The following is a 16,035-nucleotide window of genomic DNA, read 5'->3' as shown; positions in this document are numbered from 1 at the left end:
TCAGGTCTTCAGGAAATCCTCGCGGCCGCGCATCCAGCGCGCGAGATGTGCCGCCACCACGGCCGGCTCGCGGGCCTGCAATTCGGCGGCCGCCTCGTGCGCCCGCTCGGCGATCTCGATGTCGGCGTCGAGGTCGGCAAAGCGCATCAGCGCCAGGCCCGACTGCCGCACGCCCAGGAACTCGCCCGGCCCGCGCAGTTCCAGGTCGCGCCGCGCGATCTCGAAACCGTCGGTGGTCTGGTGCATGGTGCGCAGCCGCGCCTTGGCCACCTGCGACAGCGGCGCCTGGTACAGCAGCACGCACACCGACTCGGCCGCGCCCCGCCCTACCCGCCCGCGCAGCTGGTGCAGCTGCGCCAGGCCGAAGCGCTCGGCGTGCTCGATCACCATCAGCGAGGCGTTCGGCACGTCGACGCCGACCTCGATGACCGTGGTGGCCACCAGCAGGTCGATCTCGCCAGCCGTGAAGGCCTGCATCACGGCCGCCTTCTCGGCCGTGGGCAGGCGGCCGTGCGCCAGCCCGACCCGCACGCCGGGCAGGCTGCGGCACAGCGCCTCGTAGGTGTCGACCGCGGTCTGCAGCTCCAGCGTTTCGCTTTCCTCCACCAGCGGACAGACCCAATAGGCCTGGCGGCCGCCGCGCACGGCGTCGTGGATGCGCGCCACCACCTCGTCGCGGCGGGTGTCCGACAGCAGCTTGGTGACCACCGGCGTGCGGCCCGGCGGCAGTTCGTCGATCACCGACACGTCGAGGTCGGCGAAGAAGGTCATCGCCAGCGTGCGCGGAATGGGCGTGGCGGTCATCATCAGCTGATGCGGGAACACGTCGTCGTGGCCGCCCTTGCCGCGCAGCGCCAGCCGCTGGCCCACGCCGAAGCGGTGCTGTTCGTCGACGATCGCCAGCCCGAGCCGGGCGAAGGCCACGTTCTGCTGGATCAGCGCCTGGGTGCCGACCGCCAGTTGCGCGGCGCCGCTCTCGACCCGGGCGGCGGCCTCGCGCCGCGCCTTGGGGCTCAGGCTGCCGGTCAGCCAGGCCACTTCCACGCCCAGCGGCTCCAGCCAGTCGACCAGCTTGCGGAAGTGCTGCTCGGCCAGGATCTCGGTCGGCGCCATCAGCGCCGCCTGGTAGCCGTTGTCGATCGCCTGCGCGGCCGCCAGTGCGGCCACCACCGTCTTGCCGCTGCCGACGTCGCCCTGCAGCAGGCGCTGCATCGGGTGCGAGCGCGCCAGGTCGGCCCCGATCTCGGCGCCGACCCGCCGCTGGGCGGCGGTCAGGCGGAAAGGCAGGGCGGCCAGCAGGCGCGCCGTCAGCGACCGGGGCCCGTCCGCCGCCGGCAGCGGCGGCGCCCGCTTGTCCAGCCGCGCCGCGCGCGCCTGCGCCAGCGACAGTTGCTGGGCCAGCAGTTCGTCGAACTTGATGCGCAGCCAGGCCGGATGCGCGCGGTCGCGCAGCGCGTCGGCCGAGGCATCGGGCGGCGGCGCGTGCAGCAGCCGCACGGCGGCGCCGAATTCCATCAGCCCGTAGCGCTCGCGCAGCGATGCCGGCAGCGTGTCGCGCAGGTCGGCCTGCGCCAGCGCGGCGGCGATCGCCTTGCGCAGCGCGGCCTGCGGCAGGCCGTCGGTGGTGGGGTAGACCGGCGTGAGCGAATCGGGCAGCGGCGGCCCGCCGTCGGCCACCGTGGTGCGCGGGTGGACCATCTCCATGCCGAAGAAGCCGCCGCGCGCCTCGCCGCGGGCGCGGATGCGGCGCCCCACCGCCAGCTGCTTCTGCTGGCTGGGGTAGAAGTTCAGGAAGCGCAGCGCCAGTTCGCCGCTGTCGTCGGCGATCGCGGCCAGCAGCTGCCGGCGCGGCCTGTAGCCGATCTCGCAGCGCGTCACCACGCCCTCCACCTGCGCCCACATGCCGGGCAGCAGCCGGGCGATCGGCGTCAGCCGCGTCTCGTCCTCGTAGCGGATCGGCAGGTGCAGCACCAGGTCTTCGCTGCTGCGCAGGCCCAGCTTGTGCAGCTTGCGCTGCAGCGGCGACAGCTCGGTGGCGGCGTCGTGCGACAACTCGGCTCCCGCGGCGCTGCTAGAGCACCAGCACCGCCTCGACTTCGAACTGGGCGCCCTTGGGCAGTTGCGACACGCCCACCGTCGACCGGGCCGGGAACGGCTGCGGGATGATCTCGGCCATGATCTGGTTGACCGTGCCGAACTTGGAAAGATCGGTCAGGAACAGGGTCAGCTTGACGATCTGGTCGAGCCTGCCGCCGGCCGCCTCCACCACCGCCGACATATTGGCGAAGGCCTGGCGCACCTGCGCCTCGAAGCCCTGCGATACCAGCTCTCCGGTGCCCGGCTCCAGGCCGATCTGGCCCGACAGGTAGACCGTGGTGCCGGCGGGCGCGGCCACCGCCTGCGAATAGGGGCCGACCGCCGCCGGCGCGGCGTCCGTATGGATGATGCGTTTGCTCATGATCGTGGTCCGGGTCGATATGGGTTCCGTAGGTCCGAAAACGCCCCGTCGCGGCGGACGAGGGCATGCCATACGTAAAGCTATCAGAAATTCGGGATCAATAGTTGACGGTGGACGCATGGCATTCGTAACCGCGCGGGTAAAATGGTTTTGCAGGTACGCTTTCGGCCGAAAGCGTACCCTTTGCGCCCCGGCGGGCTGCCATGGCCCGGCCGCCCCCGGAATCCGATCATGAAACAGCCTCACCGCCCCTGCCGCCCGCCCTTCCCCCGCGCGGCCCGCCCGCTTTCCTCGCAAGCAGGGTGCGTCGGGTCATGAGCGCGGCCACCTGGCGCGAGCGCCTGCTGGGCAAGGCGCGCGATCCGCTGTCGCCCGACACCCGCCACTCGATCGCGCTGGCCGCCTTCCTGGCCTGGGTCGGCCTGGGCGCCGACGGCCTGTCGTCGTCGGCCTACGGCCCCGAGGAAGCCTTCCGCGCGCTCGGCCCCCACACCCACCTGGCGCTGTTCCTGGCGATCGCCACCGCCGTCACGGTGTTCGTGGTGGCGCTGGCCTACAACCAGGTGATCGAGCTGTTTCCCACCGGCGGCGGCGGCTACCGGGTCTCCACCGCGCTGCTCGGGCCCAGCGCCGGCCTGGTATCGGGCTCGGCGCTGATCGTCGACTACGTGCTGACCATCGCGATCTCGGTCGCCAGCGGCACCGACGCGCTGTTCTCGCTGCTGCCGCCCGACTGGCAGCCATTCAAGCTGGGAACGGCCTGCGGGATGGTGATCGTGCTGCTGTGGCTGAACCTGCGCGGCGCGAAGGAAAGCATCAGCTTCCTGCTGCCGATCTTCATCGGCTTCGTGCTGACCCACGCGCTGCTGATCGGCTGGGGCGTGCTGGCCCACGCCCGGGGCCTGCCGGCGCTGGTGCCCGACACCCTGCGCGAGGTACATGCCTTCTCGAAAGAAGCCGGCTGGGTGTTCGTGCTGGCGCTGTTCCTGAAGGCCTATTCGCTGGGCGGCGGCACCTACACCGGCATCGAGGCGGTCTCCAACAACGTCGACCGGCTGGCCGAACCGGTGGTCCACACCGGCAAGCTGACCATGCTGCTGATGGCGTTCAGCCTGGCGTTCACGGCCGCCGGCATCATCCTGCTCTACCTGCTGTGGCAGGCCCAGCCGGCGCCGGGCCAGACGCTGAACGCGGTGGTGTTCGGCAACATCCTGGCCGAGATGGGCCTGCAGGGCGGCAGCCAGGTGGCGGCGCTGACCGCGGTGCTGGCGTTCGAGGCCGGGCTGCTGTTCGTGGCGGCCAACACGGGCTTCCTGGGCGGCCCGTCGGTGCTGGCCAATATGGCGGCCGACTCCTGGATGCCGCACCGTTTCCGCTACCTGTCGAACCGGCTGGTCACCGAGAACGGCATCGTGCTGATGGGCATCGGCGCGCTGGCCATCCTGCTGCTGACCGGCGGCGAGGTCTCGGTGCTGGTGGTGCTGTATTCGATCAACGTATTCCTGACCTTCTCGCTGTCGCTGGCCGGCCTGTCGCGCTACTGGATCAAGAACCGCCGCAACCCGCTACACAAGGCCCACTGGAGCCGCCGGCTGGCGCTGTCGCTGGCGGGGCTGGCCATCACCAGCGCGATCCTGGCGGTGACCGTGGTCGAGAAATTCTTCGAGGGCGGCTGGGTCACGCTGCTGATCACCGGCCTGCTGATCGCCGCCTGCATCGGCGTGCGCGCGCATTACCGCGACACCCGGCGGCGCATCGCGCTGATCGACGAGGTGTTCGCCGACCAGGCGTTCGGCTCGGAGGCCTCGCCGCCGGCGCCGGATCCGCTGGCGCCCACGGCCGCCTTCCTGGTCGGCTCCAGCCGCGGCGGCGGCCTGCATGCGCTCTTGTGGGTGCAGCGCATGTTCCCCGGGCATTTCAAGAATTTCGTCTTCATCAACGCCCGCACCGTCGACGCCCAGGCCTACGGCGGCCCGGAAGCGCTGGAGGCCATGCGCGTGCAGTCGGCCACCTCGCTGAAATACTTCGAGCGTTTCTGCAACAGCTACGGGCTGGCGGCCGACAGCCGGCTGGGGTACGGAACCGACGTGGTGCAGACGCTGGACAAGCTGATCACCGAGGTGCTGCAGAAGTATCCGAACACCATCGTGTTCGCCAGCAAGCTGGTGTTCAAGCGCGAAAACATCATCACCCGGCTGCTGCACAACCAGGCCATCGACGCGCTGCAGCGGCGCATGCACATCAACGGCCGGCAGATGATGGTCCTGCCCATGCTGATAGATTAGGCTGCCCTGCGCGCACTGGCGGAGCCGGATCCGCTGTGCCCCGGGTTGGGCGATGCGGTGGAAAGTGGTAGCGTCATGGTTAACTGGAATTGCCCATGCTCAAGTTCGAACACCTGGTCCAGATCAACGATCCGCAATTGCCGGCGCTGGAGCCGCTGTCACGCGAGCAGTTGTGGCGCGGCCTGGTGATGCGGGCCCGCTTCCCCACCGAGTTCGTGCTGGGCCTGGAAAGCTGCGTGATCGAAAGCGAGCGGGAGGCCGGCGACGATACCGTGCTGACGCGCAAGCTGGATTTCGGTCCCTTCCAGGTGCACGACACCGTCACTCTGACGCCGATGGACCGGGTCAGTGTCGTGGCCCAGGCCACCGATCTGTGGCCGCGCAGCGAGGCCACCGTGCACATCGAGGAACCCCAGCCGGGCGCGCTGTTCCTGCGCTTCGTGTACGAACTGGCGCTGGAGGACGGCAGCGAAGACCTGGCCGAGCCGATGCAGGATCTGCGCAAGCAGGCCTATGTGGCGGCCGACCTGGATACCGTGCAGCGCATCCGCGAGCTGACGGGCGGCAGCGGGCTGCTGCACTGAGGGCGCGCCCCGGCGGCCGCGCCAGCCTCGGCGCGGCGGGCGAACCGAGGGCGCCGCGCGCTTGCCCCGCCGGAGGAACGCTTTATTTTTCGACGAACGCCCGCTCGACCACGTAGTCGCCGGGTTCGCCGGTATGCGGCGAGGCCTTGAAGCCGCGCGCGTCCAGCATGGCGCTCACGTCGGCCAGCATGTGGGGGCTGCCGCACAGCATGGCGCGATCCTGCGCCGGGTCGAGCGGCGGCAGGCCGATGTCGCTGCACAGCTTGCCGCTTTCGATCAGGTCGGTGATACGGCCCTGGTTGCGGTAGGGCTCGCGGGTGACGGTGGGGTAGTAGATGAGCTTGTCGCGCACCATGTCGCCGAAATATTCGTTGTTCGGCAATTCGTTCGTGATGAAGTCGTTGTACGCCAGCTCGCTGACCCAGCGCACGCCGTGCACCAGCACGACTTTCTCGAAACGCTCGTAGACGTCGGGGTCCTTGATAATGCTCATGAAGGGCGCCAGCCCGGTGCCGGTGCCGAACAGGTACAGGTGCTTGCCGGGCAGCAGGTCGTCCACCACCAGCGTGCCCACCGGCTTGCGGCTGACGAGGATGGAATCGCCTTCTTTCAGATGCTGCAGGCGCGAAGTGAGCGGGCCGTCCTGCACCTTGATGCTGAGGAATTCGAGGTGGTCTTCGTAATTGGCGCTGGCGATGCTGTAGGCGCGCATCAGCGGCTTGCCTTCTACCTCGAGACCGATCATCACGAAATGGCCGTTGTGGAAACGCAGCGCCGGGTCGCGCGTGGTCCGGAAGCTGAACAGCGTGTCGTTCCAGTGGTGAACGCTGGTGACGCGCTCGGTATTGAAAGCGGCCATGGCCCTTGAAATTCCTTCCTAGGTAGTTGCCCTATTCTACCAAAGCCGCCGCCCGCGGCGGCTTGCGGCCAAACGCGATTTGCCGCTGCCGCGGCATCCTGCTAGAATTTCGCTTCTCTGGGGACGTAGCTCAGCTGGGAGAGCGTCGCGTTCGCAATGCGAAGGTCGGGAGTTCGATCCTCCTCGTCTCCACCACTATTCAGCGCCCAACCGTTCTCGGTTGGGCGTTTCCATTTCTGGGGTCCGCAGACGACGCGGGGTTCCGGGCCATTCTGCGTGTGCCGCCAGTCGTCGGACAAGGGGCCATGACGCGGCCGGTTCGCTCCTGTTCCGCCCTATCTTCTCTCGAAACCTGCGCCAACTTCTTCGTCGTGGCACACGCACACGGCCTCGTGTGCCCGCAACTTGCGCGCGTGCCATTGCCATCGGTTGTCCAGCGAACTTGGAGCAGCAATCCATCACGCCAACGCGCCCGCCGCGCAGGGCATCGAATACAAGCCTGCGCGTTGCTGCGTGACCACGAGGGCAACGTAGGCGGCGTGCTGTGCTGCAGGCTCTGGCTTGCCCTTGTCTTTCGCCTTGATCTTGAACAGGTCGCTCGGTTTCGCGCTGTTCAAGCCGGCGCGTTGCATGATCCGTTCCGCCGTCGTGGCCTCGCCCTTGAACGACCACAGCGCCTCGAACACCTTGGCCTGACCGTCGGTGAACCGGATCGGTGTGCCGTTGCCGTCCGGCAGTGTCGCCCACTTGAAGTCCGCCGAAAACGGCCCGTTCACCGGCGTGGCCGGATCGGCGACCGCCGGTTGCGCGGACGATGCTGTCGCGCCGATGAGCGCGATCCCGCCGCCATAGAAGGCGAAGCGCTCCTCCAGCGCCAACCATTCCACACCCGCGCCGAAAGGCGATCCGCGCGTCGTGCGTGGCCTCGGCGCGATCACCCGGATGTCGCCGCCCGCCACTCTCACTCGATCCAACAGCGCGGGTTCTTGCTGTACCCGCGCCAGATCGCGGGCGAGCAGCACGGGCGCGCGTCGAGCATCGCCGAGTCGCCACACGCCGTCGCCCAGATCATCGATGCCGTCGCGGCTTTCGATGCCGAGCGCAAGGCGCATCTTCTGACGGAACCAGTCCTCGTCCAAGGCCAAGGCCGCACCATCGCTCGCTTCGACGGCCACTGGCCCGCAGTCCGGGCAACTGGCGTTCTTTGTGGAAGCGCATCATCGGGATGCCCAGCAGTTCCGCCGCCTTGCCCTCGGAAATGTATTGCTCGGCCAAGGCGCGGTACACCAGCTGATCAAACAGTCGTGGATGCTCTTGCGGCAGCGGGTCGCCTGGCTCGTTCTTGCGCCAGCCCTTTGCCGAAAACCGCTTGACCATCGAAAGGTGGGCGGCCTCGGTGATCACGCCACATTGTTTGGCTCGCTGCAGCCATCCGGCCATCGATAGGCCGAATTCGTGTTTGAGCACATAGAGCTCTTGCCATTCCAGCGCATGGCGTTGCTGGCCAAGCAGCTGAAGTACCGCGACACGCGGAGCCAGAAATGCACCGGCGAAACGGTCGCAGGCTTTCTCTTCGTCGATGCCGTCTGCCAGTCGTCCTTCAAGCAGCAGATGCCCCAGCTCATGCGCCAGGGTGAACCGCTGCCGATCACCCGGCCAGCGCTTGGAAACTGCCACAACTGGATACTCCCGGCCATCTTCGGTTCGCGCCTTGGCAGTCAAGCCAGAGAACCCAGGATTATCTTCATCGACCACGATGACCAGCAGGCCAAGCCCTTCGAGGGTGTCGGTGAGGTCGGCAATCGGGTTCATACCCAACTGCCAAGCGTCGCGAACCGTATCCGAGAACGCATCGATCTCATCCAGCGAGATGATGTGTTCATGCAGGTTCGCGGGCGGTGCAAACGCCGGGAACGGCAGCTCGGGAAAGGCGCCGAGCAACTCCACGCGTTTTTCCACCAACTCGACGACCTTGATCTTCAGCGCATCCTGCGCCGTCTTGCCAAAGGTCGAGAGCTTGCGGAACTCGGGCTGCAGCAGTTCGACTGTATGCGTGCGGAAGAAGTACTCGGTCCGGATGCCGCAGGCGCGGGCCAGCTTGAGCAGCTGAGACGACGAGGGGGTCAGAAGACCCTTCTCGTACTTCTGGATGGCGGTGTGAGAAACACCCACCTGTTCACCCAAGGCACCCAGGGTCAGACCTGCCGCCAATCGTGCTTGACGAATGCGATCTGCAATCATGACGCCTCCTTGGGTTTGGTTTAAAGCGACCGCTATCCTACCAAATTTTTAAACCAAAGAGAATCCCACGCCTCCTAGGCGGCAGCGACGTCACCCGTGGGCGATCACTTCCATGCAGGGACGCATCACGTTGAGAATCAGGAACATCTGGCGCGACGCGCTCGACCGATGCGGCGATTGGCACCTTCATTCTCCGCACTTTGTGCGGTGAATCTCTTGCCTTTGCGGCGAATCGGGTGTTTAATCTCCGCATGGATAGCGGAGAAAAACTCTACATCTGGCAGGCCGACGATTGGCCCAACTGGCGCTACGACCTGTCGGCGCTCACTGGACCGTTGACCGAGGTAAGCCGCGCCCAAGGCGTGCTGCTGGGCCGACTGGCCGACGTCGGGCTGGCGCTGCGCGATCAGGCCAGCCTCGCCGCACTGACCGAAGACGTGGTCAAGACCAGCGAAATCGAGGGCGAGGTCCTCAACGTCGAATCGGTGCGCTCGTCCATCGCCCGGCGTCTGGGCGTGGACATCGGAGCGATCGCGCCGGTGGATCGGCATGTGGAAGGCGTCGTGGAGATGGTGCTCGATGCCACGTCCCACGCCGCCTCCCCACTGACCGCCGAGCGCCTGTTCGGCTGGCATGCAGCGCTGTTCCCGACCGGCTACTCCGGCATGAACAAGCTCACCGTGGGCCAGTGGCGCGACGATGCCGCCGGGCCGATGCAAGTGGTTTCCGGCCCGGTGGGGCGGCGCAAGGTTCACTTCCAAGCGCCGCCCGCCGGTGTGCTGCCCGTCGAGACGGCGCGCTTCCTCGCGTGGGCGAACGAGGAAACCGGCGGCGAGCCCATGCTCATCAAGGCCGGGCTGGCGCATCTGTGGTTCGTGACGCTGCACCCCTTCGACGACGGCAACGGGCGCATCGCCCGCGCCGTGGGCGATCTGTTCCTGGCCCGCGCCGATGGCAGCCCGCAACGCTTCTACAGCCTGTCGGCGCAAATTCAGCGCGAGCGCAAGGACTACTATGACATCCTGGAGCGCACGCAGAAGGGCACGCTCGACGTCACCGGCTGGCTGTCATGGTTCCTCGCTACGCTCGGGCGCGCCGTCACCAGCGCGCAATCCACGCTTGATGCCGTGCTGGTCAAGGCGCGCTTCTGGCAACGCTGCGCAGGCACGCCGCTGAACGAACGGCAGGTGAAATTGCTCAACCGCCTGCTCGACGGCTTCGAGGGCAAGCTCACCAGCAGCAAGTGGGCGGCCATCGCCAAGTGCTCGCCCGACACCGCGCTGCGCGACATCACGCAGTTGCTGGACTTGGGCGTGTTGAAGAAATCGCCCGGTGGCGGGCGCAGCACCGGCTACGAACTGGCGGACTGAAGTGCATCGACGTCCGTGTCCACGTTGCTGCGGCACGGACGCAGGTGGTGCACCTCCCATCGGAAGACTTCTTCGATGCTGAAGCGGATGACGTCACCGTTCGCCATCCTGTAGAAAGGAATGCCGAGCCGGTGGCGTTCCTGATTCTGATGAAGCCAGTGAGCGGGCAGTCCAGTGATGTCGGCCACTTCCTTGGCGGAGTAGAAAATCTGATCGCGCCGACCGGGTCGCTGCTGCATCATCTGCTCGATGGCATCTTCGCGCGCCGTGGGCGAGGATTCGGACAAGGCGCGTCCCGCGCTGGATCTCCACGTCACCTGCGCCTTGCGCTCGAAGGCCTCGACCTCCATCAGGAGGTAGCGGACAGACCTGCCGATGTGCCATGCGGGCGGGCCGATGCCTTCCGAACGCCAGCGTTGCAGCGTCTTGGGCGAGAGGTTCCACCTTGAGCACAGCTGCGTTTCGTTGAGAACCGGATACTTGATTGTTGGCTCATCCGGACCGGGGTCTGCGTGACGAGCGTTGGCGTCAGCCTTTGGTTTCATCATGCGCCTCCGTCAGGGCGGCCTCGGCCGCCGCAAGGCTGCCGTACTGCGCGATGAGCGCGAAGGCCTCGTTGAGGTAGTACCGCTTCGGCTCAGGCGCGGCTGGCACCTGAGGTTCGACGACGGGCGTCGCCGCCGTCAATGGCGGCAAGGCAGCATCGTTGGGCATCCCCTGGCGGTTTGCCAGCTCATAGGCCACGATTTCAGCCACCGCGTAGCGGACGGCCTTGGAGAGCTTGAAGTACGGTGGGCCGCGCTCTTCGCTGCGCCAGCGTTGCAAGGTCTTGATGCTAATGTTCCAGCGCAAGGCAAGTTCGGTTTCGGTGAAGGCGGGTTCGGTCAACATGGCGCTCCTTTCGTCGTTCGTGCCGGGCATTACGGCGGCGAACGCGACGAAAGCCAAGTTGCAGGCCCGGAAGCGCCCGGCATTGCCGACGGCTGCGAGTGCCAATCGGCCTCTCTGAACTTCCGGTCGTGGGCATGTGCGGGGGCGCGGAATCCTTCCCCGGAATCGCGCGCATATGGCGAGCCTTCCGCCCGGGTCTGAGGGTCAGCGGAGACGCGGGTTTCGTTTCTTGCTAAACTCCACCACCAGGATGCAAAAAAGGCCGCGAGCGTTGCTGCGGCCTTTTTCATTTCTCCAGCGCCATTTCTTAGGCGCCGTCCGAACCAAGGAACTCAAACGCGCCGCGGCGAGAACGAAGCCGCCCGCAGCAGCATCACGTTTTGCTCGACGAAGCTGCCGCGGTTGACCTCCTTGAACGCCTGCCACTCGGGGTCGGCGTCGAGCCGGGCGCGGCGCGCTTCGCGGTCGGCCATGCTGTCGTACACCCAGATGTGCAGCACCTGGTTGAGCGTGCCGACCTCGGTAACGAAACAGCCCAGCAGCCGCTCCAGGTGCCGCAGCAGGATGGGCAGCGCCTGGGTTTCGTAGCGCTTCAGATAGGTGTCCAGCGTGCCGTGCGGCACGGTATAGGTACGGTGCTCGATCAGCATGCCAGGCTTCTACTCCGTGATGACGATGTGGTTGGCCTTCATGAACGGAATCCAGCGGTCGAATTCCGAATCGATCTTCTTCTGGAACTGGGCTGCGTCCATCGGACCGTTCAGCCCGGCGTCCCGCAGCGCCTTGGCCGTTTCGGGCATGGCCAGGGCTTTCAGGAAGGCGGTTTCCAGTTTCTTGCGCACCTCGGGCGGCGTGCCGGAGGGCGCGAAGGCGCCGTACCAGTTGGTTTCCTGCAGCTGCGGCTGGCCGGCCTCGACCGCGTTGGGCACGTCCGGCAGGTAGGGCGACCGCTTGGTGTCGTAGATCACCAGCGCGGTCAGCCGGCCGTCCTTCACGTAGGGCTGCAGCACCGGCACGTCGGCATTGAGCACGTCGATCTGCCCCGCCATCAGGTCCACCAGCGCGGGCGCGGCGCCTCGGTACGGCACATGCACCATGTGGATGCCGGCCGCGCTGTTGAGCAGGGCGCCGCCCACGTGCATGGTCGAGCCCACCCCGGCCGAGCCGTAGGCCAGGCGCTGCCCGCTCTTGCCTTTGGCGATCAGTTCGTCCAGGGTCTTGACGCCCAGCGACGGGCGCACCACCAGCAGGGTCTGAACTTCGCCCAGCATGGCCAGCGGCGCCAGGTCTTTGCGCGGATCGTAGGGCAGCTTGGGCATCGCGCCGGCCGCCATCACGTAGCTGGCGGTGGCGATCAGCAGCGTCTTGCCGTCGGGAGCCGCTTTGGCCACATAGTTCGAGCCGATGGTGGCCCCGGCACCGCCGCGGTTCTCGATGACGACGGTATCCCCTAGCGTGGTCGACAGCGCCTGGCCGACGACCCGCGCCACGGCATCGACCGGGCCGCCGGCTGCGAACGGCACCACCAGCTTGACGACGTCGGCATGGGCGGTGCCGGCGGCGCACAGGGCGGCGGCCAGCCATGCCGCGTGGCGTTTGAATGGCTTGAACATGAAGTCTCCTTAGATTCGGTTGTCGTGTACGGCGCGCCGGGGCTGCTTCAGCCGGCGTAGCGAGGTTCGGGCACGCCGCGCACGCCGACGTCGAGCGCGAACAGGCCGCCCGCATAGGGCTCCTTGACGATCTGCTCGGCGGGCAGCCGTTGCGAGTGCGAGGTGACGTACAGCGTGGCCAGGTCCGGGCCGCCGAAGGCCGGGCAGGTCGGGAAGGTGACCGGCATCTGGATGGTGCGCACGACGCTGCCGTCGGGGGCAAGGCGGACCAATTGCCCGCTGATGACCATGCAATTCCAGATGTAGCCCTCGGCGTCGACCGTGGCGCCGTCCGGGCGGCCCGGCTGGCCGGTCCAGTCCTTGAACACGCGGCGGTTCGAGATCACGCCATCGTCGACGTCGAAATCGAAGGCCCAGACCACCTGGTTGTGGGTATCGGCGAAATACATGGTGCGGTCGTCCAGGCTCCAGCTGATCGCGTTCGGCAGCACGAAGCCGTCGAGCATCGGGCGGCACTGGTGGTCGGCATCGAGGCGATACAGCGTGCCCAGCGGGTCGCGCAGCTTGTCGTGCATGCTGCCCACCCAGAAGCGCCCGCGGCGATCGCACTTGCCGTCGTTCAGGCGCATGCCTTCCCGGCCGGGCTCGGGATCGGCGATCTGCAAGGGCGGCTGTTGGGTTTCCGGATCGAACAGATACAGGCCGCGGTTGGTGGCCAGCAGGAAGCCGCCGGCCTCGCGCAGCGCGATCGCGCCGACCTGCAGCATCTCCGGCAGGCGCTGGGCGGTGTGCTTGCCGGTGGCCGGGTCGTACGATTGCAGCGCCGGGCGCCGCACGTCCACCCACCACAGCTTTTTCGTGCGGTCGCACCACAGCGGCACTTCGCCGAGGATATCGGCGCTCTGCACTACGCAGTCCATCTGAATACTCATATTCCCGTCTCTCCCGGAGGTAGCAGGCGGCCGGGCCGCCTATTTGTATTTGGTCTGCGCCAGCGCGGCCTGGTCGATGCCGGCGGCGATGTCGCTGCGCTGGCGCGCATCGCCCTGGTCGATGTGCTCGGCCGCGCGCAGCACGGCCTCGACCTGCTCGAAGGGAACGAACACCACGCCGGCCTCGTCGGCCGCCACCAGGTCGCCGGCGTCGACGCTGACGCCGGCGATGCGCACGCGCCCGTTGATCTCGGCCGTCTGTAGCCGCCACTTGCCGGTGATCGGCGTCACGCCGCGCGCCCACAGGGGCAAGCCCAGTTCGCGCGATACCTGCGGGTCGCGGTAGGCGCCGTCAATGATCGCGCCGGCGCAGCCGGCGCGCTGCGCCAGGGTGGCCGACTGCCCGCCCATGTTGGAGGCGTCCGGCAGGCCTTCGATCACCACCACGTCGCCCGGTCCGGCCAGGTTGTAGGCCTCTTGTTCGCCCATCCGGCTCTTGCCGTCTTCGGCGTTGCGCGTGACGCCGCCGGTGCGCTCCACGTTGCGCACCGTGACGGCCTGCCCGACGACGCGGGCGCCCGGCAGGTTCGGCGGCAGTTCCATGGCCGGCACCGCGCCGCGCAGGCCGAGCTGGTCGAGCGCATCGGAAAGCGTGCCGGTCAGGTCCTCCAGCGCGGCGAAACGGGCGAGCACGCCGGGATCGAGCCGGGGCAATTCCATGCGGCGTATCGCGTCCCGCGGTACGCGGCCGGTAAGTTTCTTTTCGGTCATGGACGGCTTGCCCTAGCGTTAACCCTAGGAATCTCTTAAAACAGGATATTTCAATAATCCCATGTAACGAGATTCATGTAAACACAGGAATCCTACTGAGCCGTTCCGGCGGCCGGGTATCATGTGCTACCCCAGTTCTTCCCGCCATTCGCCGACGCCGTGAGCCTGCCCGAATCCCCCGCCTCGTCCAGCCTGGGCAAGGCGCTCGAACTGCTCGATCTGTTTTCGCTCACATCCCCGCTGGTGCGCATCGACGACGTCATCGCGCGCTTCGGATTCCCCAGGTCGACCGCCTACCGCTACCTGAAGGAACTATGCGATGCCGGCCTGCTGGCGCCCGCCTCGGGCGGCGCTTATTCGCTGGGGCCGCGCGTCATCGAGTTCGAGCGCCTGCTCGAGCTGACCGATCCGCTGTATCGCGCCGGCCAGCAGGTGCTGCAGGAAATCGGCGACCCGGGCGCGGTCTATCTGCTGCACAACCTGTACCGCGACAAGGTGCTGTGCATCTACAAGCAGGGGCCGGACGTGATCGAATACGAGGGCCGCCGCATCACGGTGCGGCGCGCGCGGGGCCTGCCGTTTCCGCTGTTCCAGGGCGCCGGCTCGCTGGCCCTGCTGCCCTGGCTGTCGCCGCATCGCATCCGCCAGACCTATCTGCGCAATGCCGCCGAGATCGCATCGTCCGGACTGGGAGACGACTGGGAGGCGTTCCGCCGGGTGCTGGCCGCCATTCGCCGCAAGGGCTATTCGACCAGCCAGGGCACCATCACCCCCTTCCTGGGCGGCATCGCGGTGCCGGTGCTGCTGCCCGAAGACAGGAAACTGGTCGGCAGCCTGGCCTGGACGGTGGCCGCCGGGGCGATGACGGAGGAACGGGTCGAATCCTGTGCCGAACACCTTACCCGGGCCGCGCAGGCGATCGCGCGTGAATACGTGAAGGTGGCGGCCGACATGTAAAGGCCGCCGCCCTTACAGCCAGCCCGCCCGCCGCAGCCGCGAATGCATGTACAGGCAGGCGCCGGCCGTGGCCGCCACCACGAGCGGATAGGCCCAGCGCCACGACAGTTCCGGCATCGACCGGAAGTTCATGCCGTACAGGCTGAACACCACCGTCGGGATCGCCAGGATGGCGCCCCAGCCGGCCAGCCGCTTGACCACTTCGTTCTGGCTGACCGTGACGATGGCCAGATTGACCTGGATCGCGGTGGTCAGCATTTCGCCCAGCGCGTCCAGCATCGACGTGATCCGGTTGATGTGGTCCTCCACATCGCGGAAATAGGCCCGCATGTCGCGCGGCACGAATTCGTCGTGCGAACGGACCAGCTGGCTGCAGATGTCCTGCACCGGCAGCGCGGCCGACCGCAGGCGCAGCAATTGGCTCTTCAGCTCGTACAGCCGGCCGATCGCGGCGCGGTCGAAGCGGTCGCTGAAGATCTGCTCTTCCAGTTCCTGGAACAGGTTCTGCAGCTGGATGGCGATCGGCAGGTAGTGGTCGACGACGAAATCGAGGATGGCGTACAGCACGTAGCATGGGCCGTGGGCCAGCTTCTCCGGCGCGGCCTCGCATTTCTGGCGCAGCGGCGCGTAGGTGGTGGAGGCGCCGTGGCGGATCGACACCACGAAATTGCGGCCGACGAAGACGTGGGTTTCGCCGAACAGGATGCGTTCGCCTTCCAGCTGGGCCGTGTTGAGCACTACGAACAGCGTGTCGGCGTAGGCTTCCAGCTTGGGGCGCTGGTGGGCGTTGAGCGCGTCCTCGATCGCCAGGTCGTGCAGGCCGAAGGCCTGCTGCACCTGGCGCAGCAGGGTCAGGTCGGGCTCGAACAGGCCGAGCCAGGCGAAGCTGCCGGGCTCGGCCAGCAGTTCGCCGATGCGCGCCAGGTCGGCCTCGCCGGTCTTCTTGCCGTGGCGGTACACGGCCGAGTTGATGATCATCGGATGCGGGGTCGTGCCGTCCATCGTCAGCCTGCTGTGCTGGTGATGGCAGGATGATACGCGCTGCCGGCGGCGCCCCGCATCCCGGGGCGCCGG

General features: G+C 67.3%; 14 protein-coding genes, 1 tRNA gene and 2 pseudogenes. 5 read left to right on the top strand and 12 right to left on the bottom strand.

The window, feature by feature from the left end; all coding sequences use genetic code 11:
• Entirely contained in the window at positions 1-2,019 is a 2,019-nt protein-coding gene (recG, locus tag ABD927_RS09990; RefSeq protein WP_425570233.1) for an ATP-dependent DNA helicase RecG, read from the bottom strand.
• A 52-nt stretch (positions 2,020-2,071) separates the two neighbouring features.
• Positions 2,072-2,458: a Rid family detoxifying hydrolase gene (locus ABD927_RS09985; protein ID WP_345248869.1), complete on the bottom strand. Its 387-nt coding sequence runs from the start codon at positions 2,456-2,458 to the stop codon at positions 2,072-2,074.
• Positions 2,459-2,772: 314 nt separating this feature from the next.
• Here ABD927_RS09985 and ABD927_RS09980 point away from each other — a divergent pair, with 314 nt between their 5' ends.
• Positions 2,773-4,743, top strand: a complete 1,971-nt coding sequence (locus ABD927_RS09980) for an APC family permease (RefSeq protein WP_345248867.1) — start codon at positions 2,773-2,775, stop codon at positions 4,741-4,743.
• Positions 4,744-4,838: 95 nt separating this feature from the next.
• Complete coding sequence (locus ABD927_RS09975) at positions 4,839-5,327, top strand: SRPBCC family protein (RefSeq protein WP_345248865.1); 489 nt, start codon at positions 4,839-4,841, stop codon at positions 5,325-5,327.
• An 82-nt stretch (positions 5,328-5,409) separates the two neighbouring features.
• Here ABD927_RS09975 and ABD927_RS09970 read toward each other — a convergent pair whose 3' ends face one another.
• Positions 5,410-6,186, bottom strand: a complete 777-nt coding sequence (locus tag ABD927_RS09970) for a ferredoxin--NADP reductase (RefSeq protein WP_345248863.1) — start codon at positions 6,184-6,186, stop codon at positions 5,410-5,412.
• A 119-nt stretch (positions 6,187-6,305) separates the two neighbouring features.
• Here ABD927_RS09970 and ABD927_RS09965 point away from each other — a divergent pair.
• Positions 6,306-6,381: transfer RNA gene (locus tag ABD927_RS09965), tRNA-Ala, on the top strand.
• A gap of 263 nt (positions 6,382-6,644) precedes the next feature.
• Here ABD927_RS09965 and ABD927_RS09960 read toward each other — a convergent pair.
• Both ABD927_RS09960 and ABD927_RS09955 read right to left on the bottom strand, forming a co-directional pair.
• A pseudogene (locus tag ABD927_RS09960) lies at positions 6,645-7,379 on the bottom strand (hypothetical protein); the annotation flags it as partial.
• A gap of 253 nt (positions 7,380-7,632) precedes the next feature.
• A pseudogene (locus ABD927_RS09955) lies at positions 7,633-8,427 on the bottom strand (helix-turn-helix domain-containing protein); the annotation flags it as partial.
• A gap of 251 nt (positions 8,428-8,678) precedes the next feature.
• Here ABD927_RS09955 and ABD927_RS09950 point away from each other — a divergent pair.
• Entirely contained in the window at positions 8,679-9,797 is a 1,119-nt protein-coding gene (locus ABD927_RS09950; protein ID WP_345248861.1) for a Fic family protein, read from the top strand.
• On the opposite strand, the gene ABD927_RS09945 is transcribed toward ABD927_RS09950, so the two are convergent.
• From ABD927_RS09945 to ABD927_RS09920, 6 genes are all read right to left on the bottom strand, one after another.
• Complete coding sequence (locus ABD927_RS09945) at positions 9,779-10,345, bottom strand: helix-turn-helix transcriptional regulator (protein ID WP_345248859.1); 567 nt, start codon at positions 10,343-10,345, stop codon at positions 9,779-9,781. The genes ABD927_RS09950 and ABD927_RS09945 overlap by 19 nt on opposite strands.
• Complete coding sequence (locus ABD927_RS09940) at positions 10,326-10,793, bottom strand: helix-turn-helix transcriptional regulator (protein ID WP_345248857.1); 468 nt, start codon at positions 10,791-10,793, stop codon at positions 10,326-10,328. The genes ABD927_RS09945 and ABD927_RS09940 overlap by 20 nt, the downstream gene beginning before the upstream one ends.
• 227 nt (positions 10,794-11,020) lie before the next feature.
• The gene (locus tag ABD927_RS09935) at positions 11,021-11,338 is read right to left on the bottom strand and encodes an NIPSNAP family protein (RefSeq protein WP_345248855.1); all 318 of its coding nucleotides are present in this window, start codon (positions 11,336-11,338) and stop codon (positions 11,021-11,023) included.
• 9 nt (positions 11,339-11,347) lie between these two features.
• Positions 11,348-12,301 (bottom strand): tripartite tricarboxylate transporter substrate-binding protein, encoded by a 954-nt coding sequence (locus tag ABD927_RS09930; protein WP_345248853.1) that lies wholly within the window; start codon positions 12,299-12,301, stop codon positions 11,348-11,350.
• A gap of 47 nt (positions 12,302-12,348) precedes the next feature.
• Positions 12,349-13,233, bottom strand: a complete 885-nt coding sequence (locus ABD927_RS09925; protein ID WP_345248851.1) for an SMP-30/gluconolactonase/LRE family protein — start codon at positions 13,231-13,233, stop codon at positions 12,349-12,351.
• 39 nt (positions 13,234-13,272) lie between these two features.
• On the bottom strand, positions 13,273-13,953 hold the full coding sequence (locus tag ABD927_RS09920) for an RraA family protein (protein WP_345248849.1): 681 nt from the start codon (positions 13,951-13,953) through the stop codon (positions 13,273-13,275).
• Positions 13,954-14,163: 210 nt separating this feature from the next.
• Here ABD927_RS09920 and ABD927_RS09915 point away from each other — a divergent pair, with 210 nt between their 5' ends.
• Positions 14,164-14,961, top strand: a complete 798-nt coding sequence (locus ABD927_RS09915; RefSeq protein WP_345248847.1) for an IclR family transcriptional regulator — start codon at positions 14,164-14,166, stop codon at positions 14,959-14,961.
• A gap of 12 nt (positions 14,962-14,973) precedes the next feature.
• On the opposite strand, the gene ABD927_RS09910 is transcribed toward ABD927_RS09915, so the two are convergent.
• The gene (locus ABD927_RS09910) at positions 14,974-15,963 is read right to left on the bottom strand and encodes a magnesium and cobalt transport protein CorA (protein WP_345248845.1); all 990 of its coding nucleotides are present in this window, start codon (positions 15,961-15,963) and stop codon (positions 14,974-14,976) included.
• Positions 15,964-16,035 lie beyond the last annotated feature (72 nt).

This window comes from Pigmentiphaga soli, assembly GCF_039541095.1.
Classification (GTDB): Bacteria; Pseudomonadota; Gammaproteobacteria; order Burkholderiales; family Burkholderiaceae_B; genus Pigmentiphaga; species Pigmentiphaga soli.
This window is presented reverse-complemented; position numbering and strand designations above follow the sequence as displayed.

Coding starts and splice junctions, on each gene's coding strand:
- ABD927_RS09980 (WP_345248867.1), top strand. CDS start 2,773: ATGAGCGCGGCCACCTGGCGCGAGCGCCTGCTGGGCAAGGCGCGCGAT.
- ABD927_RS09945 (WP_345248859.1), bottom strand. CDS start 10,345: ATGATGAAACCAAAGGCTGACGCCAACGCTCGTCACGCAGACCCCGGT.
- ABD927_RS09975 (WP_345248865.1), top strand. CDS start 4,839: ATGCTCAAGTTCGAACACCTGGTCCAGATCAACGATCCGCAATTGCCG.
- ABD927_RS09970 (WP_345248863.1), bottom strand. CDS start 6,186: ATGGCCGCTTTCAATACCGAGCGCGTCACCAGCGTTCACCACTGGAAC.
- ABD927_RS09910 (WP_345248845.1), bottom strand. CDS start 15,963: ATGGACGGCACGACCCCGCATCCGATGATCATCAACTCGGCCGTGTAC.
- ABD927_RS09935 (WP_345248855.1), bottom strand. CDS start 11,338: ATGCTGATCGAGCACCGTACCTATACCGTGCCGCACGGCACGCTGGAC.
- ABD927_RS09925 (WP_345248851.1), bottom strand. CDS start 13,233: ATGAGTATTCAGATGGACTGCGTAGTGCAGAGCGCCGATATCCTCGGC.
- ABD927_RS09950 (WP_345248861.1), top strand. CDS start 8,679: ATGGATAGCGGAGAAAAACTCTACATCTGGCAGGCCGACGATTGGCCC.
- ABD927_RS09985 (WP_345248869.1), bottom strand. CDS start 2,458: ATGAGCAAACGCATCATCCATACGGACGCCGCGCCGGCGGCGGTCGGC.
- ABD927_RS09920 (WP_345248849.1), bottom strand. CDS start 13,953: ATGGAATTGCCCCGGCTCGATCCCGGCGTGCTCGCCCGTTTCGCCGCG.
- ABD927_RS09930 (WP_345248853.1), bottom strand. CDS start 12,301: ATGTTCAAGCCATTCAAACGCCACGCGGCATGGCTGGCCGCCGCCCTG.